The organism is Delftia sp. PX-1 (genome assembly GCF_055797465.1).
The window spans coordinates 1,283,080-1,306,163 of sequence record NZ_CP184763.1 but is presented as its reverse complement, the minus strand read 5'-3'; the positions used below and the strand labels follow the sequence as shown (position 1 = coordinate 1,306,163).

Below are 23,084 nucleotides of genomic sequence, written 5' to 3'. Positions count from 1 at the left end.
GCCTTGAGAGCACGTTGTTGACACAGTCACCACCTGTTGTTAGCGCAGCAGGTGGTGGCATTCCATAATTCCAACCAGTCAACTCTTCACGATAAACCGCAGGTTTAAATAACCAACTTGGCAGCTGGATCGTAGCCGCTACGTGGTATCTTCGCAACCGCTTTCGAACAGGAAGCTCAGAAAAGTCACCTCTTCAAGATGACCGCCACATTTCTGCTGAACAAGCAGCGCCTTTGCCACTGAAGTGCTTCAACAGGCTGCCAAGTGGCAACCTTGCCAACCCAAAGATCAAGCGGCACTGCCAATCCGTGCAACACAGATAGCCGAAATCGACTCGCCTTCATGGAGTTGGAGTTTGGATGATCAAAGCAGAGATGCGCCCCATACACCCAGGTGAAGTCCTGCGCGAGGACTACCTGAAGCCCATGGACATGAGCGCCAACGCGCTGGCCAGGCACCTGCACGTTCCCGCCTCGCGCGTGAACGACATCGTGCTGGAGCGGCGCGGCATCACGGCCGACACGGCGCTGCGGCTGAGCCGCTTCTTTGGGGGCGACGCGCAGTCCTGGCTGAACCTTCAGACCGCCTACGACCTGCGCACGGCAGAGCTGAACGCGGAGTTGCAGGCGTCCGTGAGGCAAGTTCATCCGATGCAGCTGCATACCGCCTGATCCTCAGGCCCGGCCCACAAAGCCCAGCGCGCCATGCCAGCGCCAGCCCTGTGCCTTGTCGGGCAGGCTGGCCGTGGCGTACTTGCTTGCACAGGCATCCAGCGCCAGCCCCTTGCCCTGCGCCAGGGCAAGCAGTTCATGCATCAGGTCGGCCTGCCCCCATGCAGTGACAGCCCCCTTCCGTGGGTCCAATGGCTCCCGGTGCAGCAGGCTGTCCTGCACCAGCACATACAGCTTGTCACCCCGCCGCTGGCTATCGACCACGCGGTGCAGTTGCAGGCCCTCTTCCTCCTCGTCCGGCAGAAACACCACATCCACGCGCGGCAGCGGGTCGTAGCGAAAGCGCTGGAACTGCGGCAGCAGGCCCGTGAGCCAGAAGCAGGCTGGGCTGGCCCAGTGCAGGCTGGCGGCGCGCAGCACCGGCGTGGCATCCGGGCTGTCTGCGGGGCGCGGCAGCATGGTGTCGTGCATGCGGGCGTGTTCCAGGTCCACGAGGTTCCTGGCCGGGTGGAACTGCTCCCTGGCCACTTCGATGCGTGCACGGGCATCCACGGGCCAGAGGGGCTCGCCCTTGGTGTGCTTGGCCAGCAGCGATTGCAGGTCATGCGAGCGCAGGTGGAAGTACCGCGCCGTATCCGCCTTGTCATCCACCGGCTCCATCTCGAAACCCGGCTTGCAGAATGCCGCCCGGCCTGGATGCTCGAAAGCGCGCAGGTTGCTGTCCAGCACCCGCATGTTGGCCTCCTGCACCGCACCCGGCCGGTGGCGCCGCACGCGTCCGGCCAGCTGGATCAGCGAGCGCATGGACGAGGGCTCGACCACCGCCCAGTCATAGTCGTGGTCGCGGCCCACTTCGGTGACGGGGGAGCCGAGCACGATGAAGAGGTGTTCGACCTCATCGTTGGCATCAAGCAGTGCGCGGATGGCCGGCCTCTGGAAGATGGGGTCTGCGCCGTCGGGGGAGCGGCGGTCCAGCACGGTGTCCAGGTGCCGCTCGATGCTGGAACGCGCCAGCAGCGGAAATTGCGAGTGGTAGACGCACAGGTGCACTCGCACGCCCGGTGCAGGAGCGCCCTGGCCATACATGGCCACGGCCACGTCGAACAGCGGTTCGATGTTGGCCATGCGGATGAGGCCGAAGCTCACACGCTTGCCGCTGGCGGGGTCAATGCCATGGTTGCCAGGCTGCTGGTGCAACTGCCATGCATGCTCCAGCGCGATGCGCGCAAAATCCCGGCGCCGCGCGGCCGGGTCCAGCCCCTGCCAGCCAGCAGGCAGGGGAGCGATGGCCGCCAGGCGCAGCACCTCGGCCCGGGCGAGCTGGGCCACGCGCTTTTGCACAAAGCCTTCATGGCCTGTGCGAAACCCTGCGCCATCGGCACAGTCCAGTGCCTGCTGGTGGAATTCGTCCACCCACAGGCAGCAGATGGCAACGGGCTCGCCGGGCCGCTCGCCGCGATGGCGCTGGAAGATCTCGCGCCCGGCGCGGTAGGCCAGGTAGAGCCCCTCCACCAGCGCTGGCGGCAAGGTGGCCGAGGACAGCAGCACGCGCGAGCCCAGCAGGCCCGCCCAGTGCACGAGCCGCGTGAGCGCGGGCAGGTCGGCCATGTCGAAATCATCGGGCTCGTCCAGTACCAGGTCGCCCGTCATGAGGCGCAGCATGGGCGCGATCTGCCGGCCGCCGCGCAGGCTTTCGGTGGCGGGCGTGAGGTGGTCCACGGTGCAGGCCAGCACGGGCGCGGCGATCAGCGAGCGCACCTGCGCATCGTCGGTCAGGCGCTGCAGCAGTGGGTGCTGGTCATTGCCGTCGAACAGGACTTGCCCGCCTTCGTCGAGCAGCGCCTGGCGCGAGGCCGAACCCGTGGCCTCGGCCTGCGCTTCCCAGTACTCGAACAGCGCGCGGCTGGCCGCGCCGCCGACCTTGATGGCGAGCTGGTCGTCGCCCAGGCCCAGGTCGCTCTGGAACACCCGCCCCGTCTGCAGCGTGAGCGTGCGCAGGCCGATGGCGAAGGCACAGCGCATGCCCACGCCCGGGTCGGCCAGCGCGTTCATGATGCGGGCATTGCCCAGCGTCTTGCCGCAGCCGGTGGAAGCCATGTTGACGATGAAGCCGCCCTGGCTGGCGGCCCGGTGGCGCACGCTGGCAGCCAGGTCGGCAGCCTTGTCCTGCCACTGGAAGCGCGCGTTGCTGCTGCGCTTTTTGAGGCCGCGATGGCTGCGCAGTGCCGGCAGGCTGCGCGCCAGCGTGGGCAGCGAGCGCGCCACCAGCGTGGCATGGGCCTGCACGCCAAGCAGGTGCTCGTCCAGCGTCTGGTTGAAAGCGGACGCGGCGCCTGGAGCTGCACTCTTGCGCCGGGTGTTGGCGTACAGCGGATAGCCCGCGTTGCGGAAAGGCTGGCGGCGCGCTTCGTCCTCGATGCTGGAGTAGTGGTGGTCGGCCAGCATCAGGCACAGGCGCGAGAGGTGCAGCGTGAACGGATCGCCCAGGCTTGCAGCGTCAAGCGACCGGCCCGCCAACTCCTGCAGCTTGAGCGCATAGCGCGCCGCCTGCTTGCGCCAGGCGGCCGTGGCCACCGGAAGGCCCTGCGGGAAGTCCCAATGGGAGCGCACTTTCGCCGGGTCGGCTTTCTCGCGCGGCTCGTTCCAGTCGGCGCTGATGCACTGCAGCAGCTGCTCGATCTCATTGCTGTTGACGAAGCGCGGGCGCGCGCCGAAGCGGCACCATTGGCGGCGGTCGGGCTCCAGCTCGTCGTCGGACTCCTGCCGGCCTGCAGCGACCGGCATGCAGGGCAGCCGATGGTGTGTCAGAACCAGCCAGGCCACGGCGGTGGCCAGCGGCGGCAGCGCCTTGAACGGCAGAAGCTGGCTGGCCTGCGGCTCGTCCAGGCCATCGCGCAGAAGGCGGCCGCTGCGGTGATCCAGCCATTGCGCCTCAAAGGCCCGGGCGTCGGCAGCCTCATCCACACAGGCTGCCAGCCTTTGCAGCCATGCCGCGTCGCTGTCGCCGCCCACGAAAGCCTGGAACAGCCGCACCGACACCCATTCATGGCGGTAGTGGTTGCGCTCGCGCAGGCCCGGATTGTTCAGCCGGTCCTGGAATGCCCTGGTGGCCTTGCCCAGGTCATGCACCAGGGCCGCCAAAGCGGCCAGCGCCGTGATCAGTGGCAGGTGGTGCCAGTGGCTTTCATCTTCGGCGCGCAGCACGTTGCTGGCCGTGGTGTTGGTGGGCACGGCGCCTTCGGCGTTGAACTGGCGCCCGTCGCCTACGATCCACAGCAGTTCACTGTGGTCACGCCCGCGTATCCAGTGGCAGGCCACGGCGGTGTTCTTGCGCGCGCTCTGGCGCAGCAGCTTGCGCACGGTGTCGAGCCCGGCCGCCGTGATGGGCGTCTGCCAGGTGCGGTCGCCGCGCCGCTCGGCAAACTGGTCGAGGATGCGGCGCGTTTCGGTGAGGGCGCGCTTGCTGCACTGGGAGACGAAGAGCACGTTCATGTGCCGCCCTCCTGCACAGCGCCGGGCGTTGTGGGCGTGGTGGGCGCGCCGGCCATGCGCGCCGTGTCGACGGCAATGCGCTTGAGCGTGTCGATGATGAAGTCCAGCGATTCGCTGCGCGTAAGGGCCTCTATGCATTGGCGGCGAAATTGCGGCTCGTCGTCGCCGCGCATGGCCGACAGGAAGGCCTGGGGCAGGATGGCGGCATCCTTGACCAGGTCGGCCGCATCGAACACCAGGCCGCCGCGCCGCGTCTTGCCATGCAGAACGGCCAGGCCGTGGGGCAGGCCCAGCACCCAGGTGGCCGTGGCGCCCAGTCCGTAGGCCAGGTAGTTGCCATGGTCCAGATAGCGGTTGGCTGCATCGGTGCCGGTGCCGCGCTTGGCGCGCGTGAATTCGCCATATCCCACGGCGTCCACGGCGAGCTTGAACAAGGCCTTGGTTAGCCGTGCCTCATCGGTCAGCAGTGTCATGACATCGGGCGCATTGGCCATCAGCGCCGCAAATTGCTGCACCAGCGCCTTGAGGCGCTCCATGTCCACGGCAAAGCCGGATTCACGCAAGGCACGTGCACCCCATTCCTGCTGCAGCCGCTGCAATCGCAAAGCCTGCAATTGTTTGGCGGCATGCAGGCGCAGTTCATCGTCAAACCAGAATTGGACCCAGGCCTGCAGGTATTCAGTGGGGCGGTACTCGCTTTGCGGAGTGAGCCAGGCGACTTCAACGTCAACTTCATTGGCGCTGAACAAGGGCGTTCCACCGCCGCCGCAAAAGCCCACCAGCACCCCAGCCTTGGCCAGCTCCCGCATGGCCGCCTGCGTGATGGAGGTGCCGGTGCCCAGCAGGATGCTGGTGGTGTTGGCAATGGGAATATTCCAATACAGGCTGCGCTTGCCGGCATCGGTCACATATTCCACCCGCCCGCCATTGACCAGGACACGGCAGTGCTCAAGGTAATAGATGTTGGCGCGCTTGGAATGGAGAATGGTCTTGAGATCCTGGCCCTTGATATCCTGCATTGCAGCCTCCCGCAGGCAGTTGTATCAAATTGCCAATCCCCTTCAATGGCCTGCCCCAGGAATAAAAAGGCGCCTTGCTTCCACAAGGCGCCTTTCTTTACATCCCAGTGAATGATCACTGCATCTGCTTCAGATTCCCAATCCGCACCAGCATTTCCGTGAACATCTGCATGTCGGCGCGCAGGTCGGGCAGTTCCTTGTATTCGAGCGCGTTGTGCGCCGTGTACTTCTTGCCGGGCATGGCGGGGCCGAAGTTGATGGCGTTGGGCATGAGCTTGGCCGTGGTGCTGCCGGCCGTGGGCACGGGCTTGGCGTCCAGGCCCGTGGTGTCGCCGAAGATGTTGAGCAGGGTGGACAGCCAGGCGCCCTTGGGATCGCGCGCCATCCAGTTGCCCTGGGTGTACTGCAGGGTGAGGGGAACCTTGGCGGCCTCGCTCCAGCGGGTGATGCGCTGCTCGACTTCGGTGCGCAGCTGCTCGGGCGTCTTGCCGCGCGGCATGCGCACGTTGGTGGTGACTTCGAGCTTGCCGTCGGCCGCCTTGATGAGGTTGGGCGACAGGGTCAGCGGGCCCATGAAGTCGTCTGCATAGGCAACGCCCAGCTGCTTGCCGAAGTAGTCGAGGCCGAAGGCGCCGTTGATGTAGCGCAGGGCGTTGCTGTAGGCATTGGGCTGGACCAGGGCCACGCCATCGGTGGGCATGAGCACCTGCTGCAGGAACAGCGTCAGACGCGGTACGGGGTTGACGCCTTCCTCGGGGCGGGAGCCGTGGGCCGAGGTGCCCGTGACCTTGACGGTGGCCGTCGCGCCGCTGTGCTGTATGTCGATGGTGAACGGCCCGCCCTGCCCGGCATAACTGGTGGTGAAGTCACCCTTGGCCGCCTGCAGGCGCGCGGCGATGGCGGCAATGGCGGCTTCGTCGCTGGCCGTGATGGTGGCCGTGGCGGTCTGGGCAATGGCGTTGGCCGAGGCGGCGCCGGCCATGGCGGTGATGGCCGGGCGGGCGGGGTCGGTCTTCACGTCATCGAACACGGCCTTGAGCGCGCCCGAGCCCTTTTCCGCGACGACGGCCGGGTACTTGCTGTCCAGCACGATGTTGTAGGCAGGCAGCGTGGTCTTGCCCTGGTAGTACTTCATGGCATCGCCGCCGGTTTCCTCGGTGGTCTCGATCATGAGGCGTATGCCGCGCGACAGGGGCAGGCCGCTGTCCTTGACGGCCTTCATGGCGAACAGCACAGTGGCGATGGAGCCCTTGTCGTCGATGGTGCCGCGCCCGTAGAGCTTGTCGCCCACGCGCGTGACCTTGAAGGGGTCGATGGCCTGGCCGTCCAGCACCCATTCGGCGGGGACGACGGGCACGACGTCGGCGTGGGTAAGGATGCCGAATTCATCGGTGCCCGCGTTCATGGCGTTCGTGGTGTTCGCAGGCAGGGTGACCTCGAAGATGCGGTTGTCCACGTTGCGGTACTGCAGGCCGAAGTCCTTGGCCATCTGCTGCACCAGTTCGCCGAAAGCCAGGATGGCAGGGCTTTCATGGGGCGGCACCTTGGCATCGCGCACCGTGGGCAGGGCGACCATGCGCTCGATGCTGGCCAGCACGGCCCGCTCCTGCGTCAGCCGCGTGTACAGGCCCAGCAGGCGGGCGATGTGGTTGAGTTCATCCCCCGTGAGCGCGGCGCCTGCGGCATGGCGCTGCACGGCCTGGGCGATGGCAGGCTGCGCGGCTGCGGCCTGCTTCAGGAAGCTGGCGAAGTCGGTGGGTGCCGGCTGCGCCTGGGCCAGGGCGTCCAGCGCGGGCTTCCTGAGGGTGTCGGCGCCGGCCGCGCCGCTCCACGCCAGGGCCATGCTCATGGCAAGGGCCAGGGTGGAGGCTTTGAACGGATGGTTCTTCATGGTCGTCGGTCTGTCGATGAATGCTGAGGCCGCAAGAATACGGGCTTTGCAGGGCTGTTCCGACCAGGCCGCGCTCGCAGATCGCGCCAGAATCCGCCCCAGAACAGCAGGTCTGCGGCAGGCTATGCCGCGGTGGCCGGAGCTATCGACAGCGGGATGGTCACGGGCCCGTCGTTGAGCAGGTGCACCTGCATGTCGGCCCCGAAGCGGCCCGTGGCGACTTCCGGGTGCAGGGCGCGCGCCCGCTGCACGATGTAGTCGTACAGGCGCTCGCCCTCGGCCGGTGGCGCGGCGCGCGTGAAGCTGGGGCGGTTGCCGCCGCCGGTGTCGGCCGCCAGCGTGAACTGACTGACGATGAGCAGGCCGCCGCAGGCGCCCTGCCCGTCCAGGTCCTGCACGCTGCGGTTCATCTTGCCCGCGTCGTCGGCAAAGATGCGCAGCTTGAGCATCTTGGCCAGCAGCTTGTCGGCCTCGGCTTCGGTGTCGCCGCGCTCTGCGCAGACCAGGGCCAGCAGGCCAGGGCCTATGCTGCCGGCGACCTGGCCATCGATTTCCACGCGGGCCTGTTGCACGCGCTGCAGGATGCTGATCATGGTTCGGGGTTCGGGTTCTTGTCGGTGGATGGGGAAGAAGTGTCTGTCTGGCCTGCCGCCTCGATGGCGGCTTCCATGGCGGTCTGCATGCCCAGCGGCAGCAGCTCTATGCGCGCGTACAGGCCGGGCACGGCCTGCAGCAGTTCGGCCTCTATCTCGGTGCGCAGCCGGGCGGCGCGGGCCACGCTCCAGTCGCCGGGCACATGCATGTGCAGGTCGGCAAAGCTGCGCTCGCCGGCGCGCCGGCTGGAGATGTTGTCAAAGACCACGCCATGCGCGCGGTGCGCATGGCGGTCCAGAACGGCGTCGATGCGCAGGCGCTCGGGCGCGTCCAGGGCCTGGTCCATCAGGCCCTGGGAAGACTGCCAGACCAGTTGCGCGCCCTGCACGCAGATGTTGATCGCAACCCCCATGGCCACGGCCGCGTCCAGCCACAGCCAGCCTGTGAGCGCTGCGCCCATCAGGCCGATGACCACGCCGGCCGAGGTCCAGACATCGGTGAGCAGATGGCGGGCATCGCCCTCCAGCGCCATGGAGCGGTGCTGGCGCGCCGAACGCAGCATGGCCACTGCCAGCAGGCCGTTGAGGGCAGAGCTGGCCACGGACAGCGCCAGGCCCCAGCCCAGCTGCTCCAGCGGCTGCGGGTTCCACAGCCGCGCCAGCGCCGCCCAGCCAATGGCCAGGCTGGCTCCGATGACCAGGATGCCCTCGAAGCCCGCAGAGAAGTACTCGGCCTTGTGGTGCCCATAGGGATGGTCGGTGTCCGCCGGCCGCTTGGCGATGGTGACCATGGTCAGCGCGAACACGGCGCCGGCCAGGTTGACGAAGGATTCGAGCGCATCCGACAGCAGGCCCACCGATCCCGTCAGCCACCAGGCCAGGGTCTTGAGCACGATGGTCAGCAGGGCCACGGCCACCGAGATGCGCAGCAGGCTGTGCGGCGCCATCCAGCCGGCCGCGGAAGCGGGGGCGGGAGCGTTGGCAGTAGGGGGAGTGGGTTCGGCCATGCTGCGCTGCGGTACGTGGGGGGGGTGCTCCGGATTAGACCACCGCGTGCCCACCGCGTGTGCGAGCCGCATGACAGAATCCGCGCCATGAATGGATGGCAGCGAGCAGCGGGGTGGGTGCTGGCCTGGGCCCTGGCCGCAGGCTGTGGCGCGGCCTGGCTGGCGCACAAGCGCCTGCAGTCGCTGCGCGAGGTCTTCGACACCGATGCCCGCATTGCCCACCGGCTGCTGAGCCAGCGCATGGTGCAGCACGACGCCGTTCTGGGCACGCTGGCCCTGCTGCAGCCGCGCCAACCCGCATCCGGCCAGGCGCCATGGAGGCAGCTGCAGCGCCTGTATCCCCAGGTGCTGGATGTGGCGCGCCGCGCGGCCACCGCAGGCGAGTCCTGGCCCGAGACCTGGCCGCCCGGCATGGCCGAGGCCGAGCGCCGCTCCCAGGCCAGCGGCCAGGCCGAACTGGCCCTGGCCGACCTGGTCCGGGGCCGCCTGTACCTGGTGCAGGCCGGGCTGCCGGCCAGCTACGCGCTGCTGCTGGACCTGCGCGCCACGATTCCCGCCGACGAGTGGCCGCTGCCGCCCGCCACCAGCCCGGTGCGCGCATGGCTGGCCCTGGGCGGGCAGGAATTCGTGATCCAGCCGGGCCGAGCCGCCGCGCACGGCTGGAACACATGGTCGTGGGAGGTGAGCAAGACCCTGGCCTCGCCCAGCCAGCCGCTGGTGCTGCACCTGCGCCAGCCGCTGGACGCCACGGTGCTGCCCTGGACGGCCATGCTGGGCTGGGCCCTGGGCTGTGCGCTGGCCGTGGCCGCGCTGCGCGCCCTGCTGCGCCAGCGCGTGGCCCGCCGCCGCGCCGAGCAATTGCTGCAGCTGGGCCAGGTGGCACGGCTCAATACGCTGGGCGAGCTGGCGGCCGGCATGGCGCATGAGCTGAACCAGCCGCTGACGGCCGTGCTGTCCAACAGCCAGGCCGCGCGCCGCCTGCTGGCCGAGGACCCGCCCGAGATGGACGCCGCACGCCAGGCCATGGGGCAGGCTGCCGAGCAGGCCAAGCGCGCATCGGCCGTGGTGGGCAGGCTGCGCCGCCTGGTGGAGCGGCCGGGGCTGGCACCCCAGGCCGAGCCGCTGGATCTGAACCAGGCCGTTGCCGAGGCGCTGTATCTGCTGGAGCCCGAGCTGCGGCGCCGCCAGGTTCAGGTCATGGTGCAGGCCGCCGATCTGCCCGCCGCCCAGGCCGACCCCGTGGCGGTGCAGCAGATACTGCACAACCTGCTGGTCAATGCACTGCAGGCTATGGACGAGCAGCCGCCCGCAGCCCGCCATCTGCGGGTGGAGCTGGCACGCCGCGACAGCCGCCTGATGGTGGCCGTGCACGACAGCGGCCCCGGCGTGGCGCCCGAGATGCGCCAGCGCCTGTTCACCCCGTTTGCCACGGGCCGCGCCCAGGGCCTGGGACTGGGCCTGACGCTCAGCCAGAGCCTGGCCGAATCCATGGGCGGCAGCCTGGAGCTGGCCGCATCCGCCGCCACCCCGCCGCAAGGCGGAGCGCGCTTCGAGCTGCTGCTGCCTGCGGCCCATGGCCCGGCACCTGCCGCACCCAACGCCCCTCAGGAACCACCGACCCCATGACTGCCGCGCCCGCCCAAGACCTGTCCCCGCTGATCCATCTGGTCGATGACGACGAGGCCGTGCGCGACAGCCTGGCCCTGCTGATCGGCACCGTGGGCCTGCGCGTGCAGTGCTGGGCCGATCCGCTGGCCTTTCTCGACGGGCTGGACCGCCAGGGCATAGGCGCCATCGTGCTGGACGTGCGCATGCCCGGCATCGGCGGGCTGGCCCTGCTGGGCCGGCTGATGGAGCAGGGTGTGGACCAGCCCGTGATCATGCTCACCGGCCATGGCACGGTGGACATGTGCCGGCGCGCCTTCAAGGCCGGCGCGGCCGAGTTCCTGGAAAAGCCCGTGGACGACGAAGTGCTGATCGATGCGCTGCAAAGCGCCGTGCGCCAGCATGTGCAGTCGCGCGAACGCCAGCAGGCCGACCGCGATGCCCAGCAGCGCTTTGCGCAGCTTTCCGCGCGCGAACGCGAGGTGCTGGGGCTGATCGTGCAGGGGCTGACCAACAAGGAGATAGGCCGCAGCCTGGAGCTGTCGCCCCGCACGGTGGAGACGCACCGCGCCAACCTGTTCGCCAAGCTGGATGCGCCCAGCCTGGCGCAGCTCATCCGCCGCTACGCCAGCCTGGCCGATCCGGCGGCGGGCGCCTGAAGCGCCATCGCCGCGCCCAGCGCGCCCGGCTCCTCCGTATTTCTACGCAGCGGCGCGCGTAACCGTCCGAATGGTGCGCGGCGACGGCTTTTTCTACAGTGCATGCATGCCGTCCGGGCTTGTGTCCCGGGCCGTCCTGACCCCCAAGGAGAAGACCATGCAACGCCGCACCACCAAGCTCGCCACCCTCGCCGGCCTGACCCTGGGCCTGATCGCCACCGCCGCCCAGGCCGATGCCGTGCGCACGGAAAAGAACATGTCGCTGGAGCTGGCCAACCAGATCGCCGCACGCAGCGTGGCCGCCTGCGCCGCCGACGGCCATGCCGTCACCGCCACCGTGGTGGACCGCGCCGGCACCGTGCGCGCCGTGCAGCGCGCCGACAACGCGGGCCCCCACACGCTGGAGGCCAGCCGCCTGAAGGCCTACACGGCCGCATCGGCCAAGAACAGCACGCTGGCCATCATGGAGGGCGCGCAGAAGAACCCCGGCGCCGCCAACCTGGTGAATATTCCCGGCTACCTGCTGCTGGGCGGTGGCCTGCCGGTGAAGGTGGGCAACGAGGTGATCGGCGCCGTGGGCATCGGCGGCGCGCCTGGCGGCCACCTGGACGACAAATGCGCCCAGGCCGCGCTGGGCCAGGTGCAGGAACTGCTCAAGTAAGGCGCCCGCAAGGGCTACCACACTGCGCCGCACCGCGCCCGGCCGCGCCTGCCCTTGATGCGGCGCTGCAAAAAAAAGACAGGCCGCCACGGCGGCCCCTGATGCCCGACAGCCGCACGCGCCCCCACGCGTCAGCGGCCGCTCACCCTCGCACAAGAGCGCTATCAAAATCTCTGCGATTCCGCTATAAATCCCCAGCGAGGGGGACGCATGCCAGAGAACATCGATGCGCAAGACACGGGGCCCGATGATGCGCTGTTGCGGCTGATAGCAGACACGGCTCCGGCTATGCTGGCCTATTTCGATGCGCGCACGCTGCGCTGCCGCTTCGCCAACATCAACTACGCACGCAATTTCGGCTTGACGCCCGCCGAGGCCGTGGGCAAGACCGTGCGCGAGATCGTGGGCGAGGCCGTGTGGCAGCTCATCGCGCCGCAGGTGGAGCGCGGCCTGCGCGGCGAGCATGTGCGCTACGAGCGCGAGGTGCCCCAGCCGGATGGACCGCCGCGCCATATCGAGTCGCTGCTGATGCCGCACTTCGAGCAGGGCCGGCTGCAGGGCGCCGTGGTGCAGATCACCGACGTGAGCCACCACCACCATGTGGCGCAGAAGGTGCGTGACAGCGAAGAGCGCATGCGCAAGTTCACCGAGGTCACGACCGAGGCCATCGTCATGCACCGCGACGGCCTCATCATCGACGGCAACGAGGCCCTGTCCCGCCTGGCCGGCTACACGCTGGACGAGCTGATCGGCCGCCCCATCCTCGACTACATCTGCCCGGAATTCCGCCTCTACGCGCTGCAGTACATGCGCAGCGGCCGCGAGGACCGTTTCGATGGCGCCCTCCAGCACAAGGACGGCCACCGCATTCCCGTGGAGATCGAGGCCAAGACCATGCCGGCCGGGGGCAGGCCCTACCGCATCGTGCTGGTGCGCGACATCACGCTGCGCCAGCTGGCCCAGGAGCGCATGGACTTCCTGGCCCAGCACGACCAGCTGACCCAGCTGCCCAACCGGGTGCGCCTGATCCAGATGCTGCGCCAGGCGCTGTCGCTGGCCTCGGTCAAGCAGCGCACGCTGGCCGTGCTCCTCATCGACCTGGACCATTTCAAGACCATCAACGACTCGCTGGGCCACCAGGCCGGCGACCTGCTGCTGTGCGAGGTCGCCCAGCGCCTGCGCGGCAGCGTGCGCGCCCATGATCTGGTGGCGCGCGTGGGCGGCGACGAATTCGTGGTCGTGCTCACCGATGATCCCGATCCGCAGGAGACCGAGACCCAGGCCAGGCACCTGCAACGCATCATCGAGGCACCCTGCACCATCGACGGCACGCCGCTGGTGGTCTCGCCATGCATGGGCATCGCCATGTACCCGGGCGACGGAAAAAGCGCCGAGGAACTGCTCAACCGCGCCGAAAGCGCCACGCATACGGCCAAGGACAGCGGCCGGCGCAACCTGCAGTTCTACGCACCCGCCCACGGCGGCCAGGCCACCCAGATGCTGATGCAGGAGCAGCAACTGCGCGGCGCGCTGGAGCGCGGCGAGTTCGAGCTGCACTACCAGCCCCAGACCTTCACGGCCGATGGCCGGCTGGCGGGCTTCGAGGCCCTGGTACGCTGGCGCCACCCGCAGCGCGGCCTGGTGCTGCCCGGCGAGTTCATCGGCTTTGCCGAGGCGCGCGGCCTGATCTCGGCCATAGACCACTGGGTGCTGCGCGAGGCCTGCCGCCAGGCTCGCCAGTGGCAGGACGAGGGGCTGCGGCCCGTACCCCTGTCCGTGAATGTCTCCGCGCTGGAATTTCGCCAGCGCAACATGGCGCGCGAGGTGGCCCTGGTGCTGGAGGAAACCGGCCTGGAAGCGCGCTGGCTGCACATCGAGCTGACAGAGTCCACGCTGATGCACACCAGCGGCCAGGTGCAGGACACCTTGCAGGCGCTGCAGGCCCTGGGCGTGGGCCTGGCCATCGACGACTTCGGCACCGGCTATTCCTCGCTGGCCTATCTGCGCCGCCACCCCATCAACCAGCTCAAGATAGACCGGTCCTTCATCGCCGACGTGCCCGATAGCGAGGACGACACGGCCATCGTCACCGCCATCGTGCAGATGGGCCACAGCCTGCATCTGGACATCGTCGCTGAAGGCGTGGAAACACCTGCCCAATTGGAGCTTTTGCGCGACCTGGGCTGCGGCATGATGCAGGGGTACCTTGTGGCGCCGCCCATGCCGGCCGACAGAGCGCGCGCCTGGCAGTTGCACAACAGTCATCCAGTCCAACGACAATAGCCCATGGTTTCGCTTCACAACCCCTCGCAGGCCTCAAGGGCCGCAGCCACCTTGCACACCGACCCCCAGCGGGCCCTGGAGCATGTACAGCAGATCTACCGCGAGCAGATAGAGCACCTGCGCACGAACATGCAGCGCTTCGTCTCCGGTGAAACCCCGGCCGCCCCCGTCCACGCCTACTACCCCTTCGTGCGCATGCATACGGCCACCGTGTCACGCGCGGACACGCAGCTGGCCTACGGCTTTGTCGAGGGGCCGGGCACGCACGAGGCCACGCTCACGCGGCCCGACCTGTTCTCGCGCTACTACGCCGAGCAGTTCCGCCTGCTGATCAAGAGCCACGGCGTGCCGCTGGAAGTGGGCCTGAGCGACAAGCCCATCCCCATCCACTTCTCGTTTGCCGAGAACGACCACATCGAAGGCACGCTGTCGCGCGAGCGCCGGCAGCTGATGCGCGATGTGTTCGACCTGCCCGACCTCGAGGCCATGGACGACGGCATCGCCAACGGCACCTGGCGCCCCCAGCCGGGCGAGGCCCTGCCGCTGTCGCTGTTCACGGCCCCGCGCGTGGACTATTCGCTGCACCGGCTGCGCCACTACACGGGCACCCAGCCCGAGTGGTTCCAGAACTTCGTGCTGTTCACCAACTACCAGTTCTACATCGACGAGTTCATCCGCCTGGGCCACGCCGAGATGGCCCGGGAGGACAGCGAGTACGTGGCCTTCATCGAGCCCGGCAACGTGGTCACGCGCCGCACCGGCCTGCCGGCCCAGCCCAATGACGAGCTGGGCACGCCGCCGCCGCGCCTGCCGCAGATGCCGGCATACCACCTGGTGCGCGCCGACCACAGCGGCATCACCATGGTCAACATCGGCGTGGGGCCGGCCAATGCCAAGACCATCACCGACCACATTGCCGTGCTGCGCCCGCACGCCTGGATGATGCTGGGCCACTGCGCGGGCCTGCGCAACAGCCAGCAGCTGGGCGACTACGTGCTGGCCCACGCCTATGTGCGCGAGGACCATGTGCTGGACGAGGAGCTGCCGCTGTGGGTGCCCATTCCCGCGCTGGCCGAGATCCAGCTGGCCCTGCAGCAGGCCGTGGCCGACGTCACGCAGATGGACGGGCCCGACCTCAAGCGCATCATGCGCACCGGCACCGTGGCCAGCACCGACAACCGCAACTGGGAGCTGCTGCCCAACAACCTGCCCCAGCTGCGCTTCAGCCAGAGCCGCGCCGTGGCGCTGGACATGGAAAGCGCCACCATCGCGGCCAACGGCTTCCGCTTCCGCGTGCCCTATGGAACGCTGCTGTGCGTGTCCGACAAGCCGCTGCACGGCGAGATCAAGCTGCCCGGCATGGCCAACCACTTCTACCGCGAGCGCGTGGACCAGCACCTGCGCATCGGCATGCGCGCCATCGACATCCTGCGCGAGGGCGGCACCCAGCGCCTGCACAGCCGCAAGCTGCGCAGCTTCGCGGAGGTGGCGTTCCAGTAGCGCCCCGCCACCGGCCACCTTCTTCCAAGGGCCCCGCTTCGCACCGCCATCCAGGGACGCACATGCCATCCACGCTGCCCACCCTGGATTTTTTCTCCATGACCTCGGTCGTGGCCCTCAACATGATGGCCATGTCGGCCGCCCTGCCGCTGGCCATGGGGCGGCGCGTCAGCGGTGCCGCGCGCCATGCCCAGCATTTCTTCCTGATCCAGGCCGGTGCCTGGATCTTCATCCTCATCGCCAGCCGCCTGCCGCAAGGCCTGCTCTCGCGCGAACTGCTGTCGCTGGGCGCAGCAGCCTGCGCGGCATCGGCACAGTGGCAGATGGCGCGCGCCTTGCGCGAATGGCTGGGGCCCCGGCCGCCCTGGCTGGAACGCGGCCTGATCGCGCTGTGCTTTCTGGGGCCGCTGGGCTTCACCCTGCTGCTGCCCCACTTGTCCTTGCGCACCGGCTGGTTCAGCGCCGCCCACGGACTGAGCCTGCTGGCGCTGGCCGGCCTGTGCCTGGCGCCACGCCGCCCCGTGGCACGCAGCTGGCGCTATCTGATGTGCGGCGTGGCCGTCTTCATGGGGCTGGTACTTCTGGTGCGCAGCTACTTGGCCCTGGCCACGCCCTTCCTGCCCAGCTTCACGGCCGACAGCGGCGCCAACCAGATATTCGCCCTGCTGGTCACGTTGAGCAGCACGCTGCTGATGGTGGCCGTGCTGGTGGCCTGGCGCGACGAGACCAACCAGCAGCTGCGCGACATGGCCTTGCAGGACATGCTCACCGGCCTGCCCAACCGCCGCGCCCTGCTGGAGCGCGCCCCCGCCATGCTGGCGCATGCCCAGCGCCACCGGCAGGCCCTGGCCCTGGTGATGCTGGACCTGGACCACTTCAAGCATGTCAACGACGAATACGGCCATGCCATGGGCGACCGTACGCTGTGCCTCTTCGCCCGCCTGCTGCAGCAGCAATTGCGCAGTGACGAAATCGCTGCGCGCTGGGGCGGCGAGGAGTTCTGCCTGCTGCTCTACACCACGGACGACGGTGTGGACACCCTGTGCACCCGGCTGCAGTCGGCGCTGCTGCAGGCCTCGACGCAGACGCTGGGCTTCGAAGTCCGCTTCAGTGCCGGCTGCGCCCACGCGCCCCAGGTCTGGGACGGCCTGCGCCTGGAAATGCTGCTGCCCGCCGCCGATGCCGCCCTCTACGCTGCCAAGCGCCGCGGGCGTGACTGCTGGACGCAGGTGCGGCTGAGCCCACCGCAGCAGCAGGCCTGCGCCGATGCGCCTGCTGTATCGGAGACGTCGGAGACGCCGGATGCGCCGGCCAGGCCCGCACTGGCCGCCAAGCCTGCGCGCTAGCCCCGGACCCCAGGAAAACGCTCCATGCCCGCGCTCTTCGACGCCCTGAACCTGCGCAAGCGCTACGGCGACACCACGGTGGTCGATGACCTGTCCTTTTCCATCGCTCCCGGCGAATGCCTGGGCGTGATCGGCCCCAATGGCGCGGGCAAGACCACCACGCTGCGCATCTGCCTGGGCCTGACGGCACCCGATGCGGGCCATGTTCTCTACCACCCCGAAGACGGCTCGCCGCCGCTGCACATGCCTGCCGATGCACTGGCCATCAAGGCGCGGCTGGGCGTGGTCTCGCAAAACGACACGCTGGACCCCGACTTCAGCTGCGCGGAAAACCTGGGCGTCTACGCGCGCTACTTCGGACTGGGTACGGCGCAGATGCGTGACCGCATACCGCAGCTGCTGGACTTCGCGGCGCTGTCGCACAAGGCCGCGGCCAGGCCGGGCGAGTTGTCCGGCGGCATGAAACGGCGCCTGTCCCTGGCGCGCGCCCTGGTCAACGACCCGCGCCTGCTGCTGCTGGACGAACCCACCACGGGCCTGGACCCGCAGGCACGCCACCTGATCTGGGAGCGTCTGCAGTGGCTGCTGCAGCAGGGCAAGGCCATCTTGCTGACCACGCATTTCATGGACGAGGCCGAGCGCCTGTGCTCCCGGCTGCTGGTGCTGGACCACGGCCGCAAGATCGCCGAAGGCCGCCCGCGCGAACTCATCGCCGAGCACCTGGAGCCCGAAGTGGTCGAGGCCTACGGCAACGGCGCCCTGGGCCTGGCGCATGACGCGGCACTGCGCCCACTGGCCGGGCGCACCGAGGTCAGTGGCGACACCGTCTTCTTCTATACGCACGACGCGCGCCCGCTGCTGCAGGCGCTGGCCGCGCACAGCCACCTGCGCACCCTGCACCGCCCGGCCAACCTGGAGGACCTGTTCCTCAAGCTCACCGGCCGACAGATCAGAACCGACGGCTGAACCACCATGACCGAACCCGCATCGGACACCCCCAGCATCTGGCGCCCGCCCGACCTGTCGCTGCGCTGGTGGCCGGTGTTCCTGCGCAACCTGCTGGTGTGGCGCAAGCTGGCCCTGCCCAGCCTGATCGGCAACATCGCCGAGCCGCTGATGTGGCTGGTGGCCTTCGGCTACGGCATGGGCGCCTTGGTGGGCGAGGTCACCGTGGGCGCCACGGGCCGGCAGGTGCCCTACATCCTGTTCCTAGCCAGCGGCTCCATCTGCATGAGCGCCATGAATGCCGCCAGCTTCGAGGCGCTGTACTCGGCCTTCTCGCGCATGCATGTGCAAAAGACCTGGGACGGCATCATGAACGCGCCCATCAGCCTGGACAGCGTGCTGCTGGCCGAGATGCTCTGGGCCGCCTTCAAGGCGCTGTTCACGGTCACCGCCATCCTGGGCGTGATGCTGGCGCTGGGCATCAGCCACTCGCCCAGGCTGCTGGTGGCCTGGCCCGTGCTGCTGTGCGTGGGCATCATGTTCTCCAGCATCGCGCTGATCTTCAACGCCCTGGCCAAGGGCTATGACTTCTTCACCTACTACTTCACCCTGGTGCTCACGCCCATGATGTTCCTGTCCGGCGTGTTCTTCCCGCGCGAGCAGCTGCCCGAGGCCGTGCGCCTGGCCTCGGACTGGCTGCCGCTGACCAATGCCGTGGAGCTGGTGCGCCCGCTGTTCATGGACGAGTGGCCGGCCCACCCGCTGCGCCACGGCCTGGTGCTGGCCGCCACCACGGTGGCGGCCTACTGGTTTGCGCTGGCGATGACGCGCAGGCGCTTCAGGGCCTGAGATCCGGCCGTTCTTCAGCGCGCTGCGGCGCGGATCATTTCCACCGCCTTCTCCGCGATCATCACCGTGGGCGCATTGGTGTTGCCGCTGACGATGCGCGGCATGACCGAGGCATCGACCACGCGCAGGCCCTTGATGCCGTAGACGCGCAGCTGCGCATCGACCACGTCCATGGGCCCCGGCCCCATGCGGCAGCTGCCCACGGGGTGGTAGATGGTGTCGGCATGGCTGCGGATGAAGGCCTCGATGCCCGCATCGTCCTGCGCACCGGCCGAGGCCGGCATCTCGCGCCCGCCCAGGGTCGCCAGCGCCGGCTGGGCCAGGATCTCGCGGGCGCGGCGCACGCCGTTCACCATGCGCCGCAGGTCCTGCGCGTCGGAGAAAAAGGCCGGATCCACCAGCGGCAGGGCCAGCGGGTCGGCACTGGCCAGGCGCAGGCTGCCGCGGCTGGCCGGCTGCAGCACGCAGACATGCAGGGAATAGCCGTGGCCCCAGACCGTCTTGCGCCCATGGTCCACCAGCTTGGCCACCACGAAGTGCAGCTGCAGATCGGGCGCGGCCTCGCCAGGGCTGCTGCGGATGAAGCCGCCCGCCTCGGCAAAGTTGGTGGTCAGCATGCCGCGCCGTTGGCTGCGCCATTGGCCCACGGCGGCCAGCAATCTGCGCGCACCGCCCAGTGACAGGCCGAAGCTGTCGGTCAGCTGCGCGCCATCGACCACCAGCACCACATCCGGGTGGTCATGCAGATGGGCGCCCACGCCGGGCAGGTGGTGGACCACATCGATGCCCAGCGAACGCAGGTGATCGCCCGGCCCCACGCCAGACAGCATCAGCAGCTGCGGCGACAGCAGTGCGCCGCCGCAAAGCAGCACCTCGCGCCGGCAGTGCAGTTGCTGCACCGTACCGCCCTGCAGGTACTCCACGCCCACGGCGCGCCGGCCCTCGAACAGAATGCGCAGCACCTGGGCACCCGTTTCCACGCGCAGATTGGGCCTGGCACGGTGCGGCGCCAGATAGGCCTTGGCGACGTGGTGGCGCTCGCCGTTGCGCTGGGTGACCTGGTACAGGCCCACGCCCTCCTGCGCCTGGCCGTTGAAATCCGCGTTGTGCGCATGGCCGGCCTGCACGCCCGCCTGCACGAAGGCCCGGGACAACGGGTTGGGATCGCGCAACTCGGCCACGTTCAGGGGCCCGCCCGTGCCATGCCATGCGTCAGCGCCGCGCTCGTTGTGCTCGGCGCGCAGGAAGTAGGGCAGGACTTCGCTCCAGCTCCAGCCCGGATTGCCCTGGGCGGCCCAGTGGTCGTAGTCGGCCGGCTGGCCGCGCACATAGACCATGGCGTTGACCGCGCTGGAGCCGCCCAGCACCTTGCCGCGCGGCTGGTGGCCACGCCGCCCGCCCAGGCCCGGCTGCGGCACGGTGGACAGGCCCCAGCTGTGGCGCACGCCCTTGGCCATGGCGGCCATGCCCGCCGGGCAGTGGATGAGCACGCTGGAGTCGGGGGGCCCGGCCTCCAGCAGCGCCACCTGCGTCTGCGCATCCTCGCTGAGCCGCCCGGCCAGCACCGAGCCCGCCGAGCCGCCTCCGATCACGATGTAGTCCAGCATGCCTCCCCCTCCCCTGCGGTGTAGCCATCCACTGTTGCAGTCGCCTGCGCGGCGCCGCAAGCCGGGGCAAACCCGGTGGATGCTCCGAATCCCGCTACGATCGCTGGATCGCATTCACGTTCGCATTCACTTTGTTCGTTTGAGGAGACTGACAGTCATGGCAATTCAAACCGTAGGCATCATCGGCGCAGGCACCATGGGCAACGGCATCGCGCAGGCCTGCGCGGTATCGGGCATCGACGTGGTCATGGTGGACATCTCCGATGCCGCCGTCCAGAAGGGCGTGGCCACCGTCTCGGGCAGCCTGGACCGCCTGATCAAGAAGGAAAAGCTGACCGAGGCCGACAAGGCCGCCGCCCTGGCCCGCATCAAGACATCGACCGACTACGCGGCGCTCAAGGGCGCGCAGCTGGTCATCGAGGCCGCCACCGAGAACTACGAGCTCAAGGTCAAGATCCTCAAGCAGCTGGACGCCCTGCTGGATGCCGACGTCATCGTCGCCACCAACACCTCGTCCATCTCCATCACACAGCTGGCCGCCGTGACGGGCCGTGCCGACAAGTTCATCGGCATGCACTTCTTCAACCCCGTGCCCATGATGGCGCTGGTGGAGATCATCGTCGGCCTGCAGACCAGCGACGAGACGCACGCCACGGTCAAGGAACTGTCTGAGCGCCTGGGCAAGAGCCCCATCACCGTGAAGAACGCACCCGGCTTCGTGGTCAACCGCATCCTGGTGCCCATGATCAACGAGGCCTTCTTCGTGCTGGCCGAAGGCCTGGCATCGGCCGAGGACATCGACGCCGGCATGAAGCTGGGCTGCAACCAGCCCATCGGCCCGCTGGCCCTGGCCGACATGATCGGCCTGGACGTGTGCCTGGCCGTGATGGAGGTCTACCTCAAGGAATTCGGCGACAGCAAGTACCGCGCCTGCCCCCTGCTCAAGGAAATGGTGGCCGCCGGCCGCCTGGGCCGCAAGACGGGCCGCGGCGTGTACAGCTACTGATACACCGCCCCCAAGGCCAAGCGAAGGCGAAGGCAGCTCAGGCTGGCCTTCGCCTTTTGTTTTGGTGGCCGCGCGCTACTTGGTTTTGCGCACCAGCGCCAGCATGTCCTCGATGACGATGTGACGTATCGACCTGAGCATTCTCAGGTGGGCACTTCTTGTGGAATGGTCCATTGCAGAGTCGGCAGGCTGGTGGAGCTGGCCAGCCTCGAATTCTGCGATCAACGTATCGGCCTGCGGAGCCAGCATGCCAAGCATCCTGTCGAGCACACGTCCGCTTGTGCTCTGGGTCAGGCCCAAGGCCGTACCTGCGGCCAGCAGCTTTCCGTAGGTCACGTCGGCAAAGAAGGCCGCACCCGCAAGCGGAACCGTCAGCCGCTCCTGTGGCCATACCGCATGTTCATCGGCGTAAGCCCGCGTGTGATAGACGGCGGTGCTCAGGAGATCGTAGAACGGCGCCAGCCTGACGCCGCCCCGGTCCACCAGGAACGACAGATTCTTCAGATGACTGTCGCTGTTGCCCACCAGGGTGTTGAACAGCAGCCACTGATAGATGCCCATCCGGGCTTGCGCCTTTTCGCGGCAGCGGTCCATCAACGACGCCAGTGTCTGGATGCTGGCTCCTTGATATTTGAAAGTCCGGGCCAGGTCGAGCAGTTGGCAGGCATCCACCACATGCAGTCGCAGCCACTCTTGGGACGCTTCATCAAACACGCGGTCAAAGCGGTTGATGACATAGGCCGGCTCGGGCGTGTACAGCAGGTGTACCGGCGGCACATCAAGCCCCAGGCGCCCGGCAAGCTTCATGGTGAAGGCCTCGTTGACGGTCGAGTGCGGATAGCCTTCGGCCGTGGAGTCCGGCTTGAGGATATGGCTGGAAGCCGTCCCTTGGAAGGGTTCCTGCAGGCGAGCGGTTTTCTCGTCGTACAGCACCACCATTTTGTGCTGCGCTCCAGCCAGGGACATGCGCTTGGGTGATCCGGCATGCAAGGATGTGCGCGGCAAGTTCCTGAGTCTCAGCGACAGTTCGCCGAACTCCAGCCTCCTTGCGCCGCGCTCGGCTGCACCCGCCCCAGGCGGCAGCAGGACCAGGGATCCGGCCGATTCCGCGCCAAGGGCCTGCAAAAGGCCGAAGGCATCGTGCTCATTCACCTCCAGCTCTTTGCTGATCGCACTGCGCAGTGCTTCCTCGGGCAGCAGGTTGTCGAAGAACCATTGGACGCTGCGGTGCGTAGATCCGTCGATGTGCCTGCGCTTTGCCAAGGAAATGCCGGGCGCCAATGGGAAAGCGCGAGGGTCGCCCATCCACTCCTCCTCATAGGCAAAGCCCCAGACATCCCTGTTTTCGACCAGCTTTCCGGCAAGCCGGCCGTTGATGAATACGTCCAGGATGCGTGCGGTCACGGCCTGTTCTTTTCGAAGGCGGTGCGGAAGAACGCATCGTCCGAGTCGCGGGCACCGGGCTCCTCCCTGACTTCAGCGGCTGGCCCTCCGTCCGGTGCGCCCTGGCGCGTTCGGTACTCGTGGGAACCATGGGACTCAGGTGGCAGCCTGGCCTGGCGGCGCTGCAGATAGGCCTGCTCGGTTCCCTCGGGAAGGTCGATGAGCACCTCGATTCCCAGTTCGGACAGCAGTTGCAGCACGCGCCCAAACTGGACCGTGGGCTTGCCGCGCTCCACGTCCCGCACAAAGACATGGCTCACGCCTGCGGCGCCTGCTGCATCGTCCTGGCGCAAGCGCCGCGCCTTGCGAACGGCCCATACCGCGTCACCGAGTGCATCCACAGAGTCGATGGAGATCTTCATGGCTTCAATGAAATCGAAAGCATGGTTTCGATCTTATCGATCGGCAATGGCGCTGGCAATGAATCGAAACGAACTTATCGATTTTCATCGATCAGCTTCCCAAACCTCAGAAAACGAAAGCATTGCTTAGATATTCATTTCGTTT

At 68.0% G+C, this 23,084-nt stretch carries 18 protein-coding genes; 10 read left to right on the top strand and 8 right to left on the bottom strand.

The features are described from left to right. Positions 1 to 359 precede the first annotated feature (359 nt). Complete coding sequence (locus ACN20X_RS06030; protein WP_016451884.1) at positions 360 to 671, top strand: HigA family addiction module antitoxin; 312 nt, start codon at positions 360 to 362, stop codon at positions 669 to 671. Between the two features lie 3 nt (positions 672 to 674). Here the strand turns inward: ACN20X_RS06030 and cas3f are convergent, their stop codons facing one another. The 5 genes from cas3f to ACN20X_RS06005 all read right to left on the bottom strand — a co-directional run bounded on the left by cas3f (position 675) and on the right by ACN20X_RS06005 (position 8,673). Beyond that, entirely contained in the window at positions 675 to 4,163 is a 3,489-nt protein-coding gene (gene cas3f / locus ACN20X_RS06025; protein ID WP_016451885.1) for a type I-F CRISPR-associated helicase Cas3f, read from the bottom strand. Continuing rightward, entirely contained in the window at positions 4,160 to 5,182 is a 1,023-nt protein-coding gene (gene cas1f, locus ACN20X_RS06020) for a type I-F CRISPR-associated endonuclease Cas1f (protein WP_016451886.1), read from the bottom strand. The genes cas3f and cas1f overlap by 4 nt, the downstream gene beginning before the upstream one ends. A 115-nt stretch (positions 5,183 to 5,297) precedes the next feature. Then, complete coding sequence (locus ACN20X_RS06015) at positions 5,298 to 7,073, bottom strand: dipeptidase (RefSeq protein WP_016451887.1); 1,776 nt, start codon at positions 7,071 to 7,073, stop codon at positions 5,298 to 5,300. A 122-nt stretch (positions 7,074 to 7,195) separates the two neighbouring features. Then, positions 7,196 to 7,666, bottom strand: coding sequence for a D-aminoacyl-tRNA deacylase (gene dtd / locus ACN20X_RS06010; protein WP_017406418.1), 471 nt, complete (start codon positions 7,664 to 7,666; stop codon positions 7,196 to 7,198). Next, positions 7,663 to 8,673, bottom strand: a complete 1,011-nt coding sequence (locus ACN20X_RS06005; protein WP_473210375.1) for a cation diffusion facilitator family transporter — start codon at positions 8,671 to 8,673, stop codon at positions 7,663 to 7,665. The genes dtd and ACN20X_RS06005 overlap by 4 nt, the downstream gene beginning before the upstream one ends. A gap of 87 nt (positions 8,674 to 8,760) precedes the next feature. Here ACN20X_RS06005 and ACN20X_RS06000 point away from each other — a divergent pair, with 87 nt between their 5' ends. The 8 genes from ACN20X_RS06000 (at position 8,761) to ACN20X_RS05965 (ending at position 18,521) form a co-directional block, all read left to right on the top strand. Beyond that, positions 8,761 to 10,299 carry a sensor histidine kinase gene (locus ACN20X_RS06000; RefSeq protein ID WP_473210374.1) on the top strand — a complete coding sequence of 513 codons (1,539 nt, stop codon included), beginning with the start codon at positions 8,761 to 8,763 and terminating at the stop codon, positions 10,297 to 10,299. Continuing rightward, entirely contained in the window at positions 10,296 to 10,937 is a 642-nt protein-coding gene (locus ACN20X_RS05995; RefSeq protein ID WP_016446543.1) for a response regulator transcription factor, read from the top strand. Before ACN20X_RS06000 ends, ACN20X_RS05995 begins: the two co-directional genes overlap by 4 nt. A 157-nt stretch (positions 10,938 to 11,094) precedes the next feature. After that, a complete protein-coding gene (locus ACN20X_RS05990) occupies positions 11,095 to 11,598 on the top strand; it encodes a GlcG/HbpS family heme-binding protein (protein ID WP_473210373.1) in 504 nt (167 codons plus the stop codon). Positions 11,599 to 11,808: 210 nt separating this feature from the next. Beyond that, positions 11,809 to 13,881 (top strand): putative bifunctional diguanylate cyclase/phosphodiesterase, encoded by a 2,073-nt coding sequence (locus ACN20X_RS05985; RefSeq protein WP_016446545.1) that lies wholly within the window; start codon positions 11,809 to 11,811, stop codon positions 13,879 to 13,881. Positions 13,882 to 13,884: 3 nt separating this feature from the next. Beyond that, a complete protein-coding gene (locus ACN20X_RS05980) occupies positions 13,885 to 15,381 on the top strand; it encodes an AMP nucleosidase (RefSeq protein WP_016446546.1) in 1,497 nt (498 codons plus the stop codon). Between the two features lie 62 nt (positions 15,382 to 15,443). Continuing rightward, positions 15,444 to 16,727 (top strand): GGDEF domain-containing protein, encoded by a 1,284-nt coding sequence (locus tag ACN20X_RS05975; RefSeq protein ID WP_209670175.1) that lies wholly within the window; start codon positions 15,444 to 15,446, stop codon positions 16,725 to 16,727. Positions 16,728 to 16,751: 24 nt separating this feature from the next. Next, positions 16,752 to 17,693 carry an ATP-binding cassette domain-containing protein gene (locus ACN20X_RS05970; protein ID WP_034366837.1) on the top strand — a complete coding sequence of 314 codons (942 nt, stop codon included), beginning with the start codon at positions 16,752 to 16,754 and terminating at the stop codon, positions 17,691 to 17,693. Positions 17,694 to 17,699: 6 nt separating this feature from the next. Further along, a complete protein-coding gene (locus tag ACN20X_RS05965; RefSeq protein WP_017406567.1) occupies positions 17,700 to 18,521 on the top strand; it encodes an ABC transporter permease in 822 nt (273 codons plus the stop codon). 14 nt (positions 18,522 to 18,535) lie between these two features. Here the strand turns inward: ACN20X_RS05965 and ACN20X_RS05960 are convergent, their stop codons facing one another. Continuing rightward, positions 18,536 to 20,128 (bottom strand): GMC family oxidoreductase, encoded by a 1,593-nt coding sequence (locus ACN20X_RS05960; protein WP_016451894.1) that lies wholly within the window; start codon positions 20,126 to 20,128, stop codon positions 18,536 to 18,538. Between the two features lie 157 nt (positions 20,129 to 20,285). Between ACN20X_RS05960 and ACN20X_RS05955 the strand changes: the two genes are divergently transcribed. Then, positions 20,286 to 21,134: a 3-hydroxybutyryl-CoA dehydrogenase gene (locus ACN20X_RS05955; RefSeq protein WP_126311268.1), complete on the top strand. Its 849-nt coding sequence runs from the start codon at positions 20,286 to 20,288 to the stop codon at positions 21,132 to 21,134. 75 nt (positions 21,135 to 21,209) lie between these two features. On the opposite strand, the gene ACN20X_RS05950 is transcribed toward ACN20X_RS05955, so the two are convergent. After that, positions 21,210 to 22,538, bottom strand: a complete 1,329-nt coding sequence (locus ACN20X_RS05950) for a HipA domain-containing protein (protein WP_016446552.1) — start codon at positions 22,536 to 22,538, stop codon at positions 21,210 to 21,212. Continuing rightward, a complete protein-coding gene (locus ACN20X_RS05945; RefSeq protein ID WP_016446553.1) occupies positions 22,535 to 22,939 on the bottom strand; it encodes a helix-turn-helix domain-containing protein in 405 nt (134 codons plus the stop codon). Before ACN20X_RS05945 ends, ACN20X_RS05950 begins: the two co-directional genes overlap by 4 nt. Between the last annotated feature and the right edge of the window lie 145 nt (positions 22,940 to 23,084).

Coding starts and splice junctions, on each gene's coding strand:
- ACN20X_RS06030 (WP_016451884.1), top strand. CDS start 360: ATGATCAAAGCAGAGATGCGCCCCATACACCCAGGTGAAGTCCTGCGC.
- cas3f (WP_016451885.1), bottom strand. CDS start 4,163: ATGAACGTGCTCTTCGTCTCCCAGTGCAGCAAGCGCGCCCTCACCGAA.
- cas1f (WP_016451886.1), bottom strand. CDS start 5,182: ATGCAGGATATCAAGGGCCAGGATCTCAAGACCATTCTCCATTCCAAG.
- ACN20X_RS06015 (WP_016451887.1), bottom strand. CDS start 7,073: ATGAAGAACCATCCGTTCAAAGCCTCCACCCTGGCCCTTGCCATGAGC.
- dtd (WP_017406418.1), bottom strand. CDS start 7,666: ATGATCAGCATCCTGCAGCGCGTGCAACAGGCCCGCGTGGAAATCGAT.
- ACN20X_RS06005 (WP_473210375.1), bottom strand. CDS start 8,673: ATGGCCGAACCCACTCCCCCTACTGCCAACGCTCCCGCCCCCGCTTCC.
- ACN20X_RS06000 (WP_473210374.1), top strand. CDS start 8,761: ATGAATGGATGGCAGCGAGCAGCGGGGTGGGTGCTGGCCTGGGCCCTG.
- ACN20X_RS05995 (WP_016446543.1), top strand. CDS start 10,296: ATGACTGCCGCGCCCGCCCAAGACCTGTCCCCGCTGATCCATCTGGTC.
- ACN20X_RS05990 (WP_473210373.1), top strand. CDS start 11,095: ATGCAACGCCGCACCACCAAGCTCGCCACCCTCGCCGGCCTGACCCTG.
- ACN20X_RS05985 (WP_016446545.1), top strand. CDS start 11,809: ATGCCAGAGAACATCGATGCGCAAGACACGGGGCCCGATGATGCGCTG.
- ACN20X_RS05980 (WP_016446546.1), top strand. CDS start 13,885: ATGGTTTCGCTTCACAACCCCTCGCAGGCCTCAAGGGCCGCAGCCACC.
- ACN20X_RS05975 (WP_209670175.1), top strand. CDS start 15,444: ATGCCATCCACGCTGCCCACCCTGGATTTTTTCTCCATGACCTCGGTC.
- ACN20X_RS05970 (WP_034366837.1), top strand. CDS start 16,752: ATGCCCGCGCTCTTCGACGCCCTGAACCTGCGCAAGCGCTACGGCGAC.
- ACN20X_RS05965 (WP_017406567.1), top strand. CDS start 17,700: ATGACCGAACCCGCATCGGACACCCCCAGCATCTGGCGCCCGCCCGAC.
- ACN20X_RS05960 (WP_016451894.1), bottom strand. CDS start 20,128: ATGCTGGACTACATCGTGATCGGAGGCGGCTCGGCGGGCTCGGTGCTG.
- ACN20X_RS05955 (WP_126311268.1), top strand. CDS start 20,286: ATGGCAATTCAAACCGTAGGCATCATCGGCGCAGGCACCATGGGCAAC.
- ACN20X_RS05945 (WP_016446553.1), bottom strand. CDS start 22,939: ATGAAGATCTCCATCGACTCTGTGGATGCACTCGGTGACGCGGTATGG.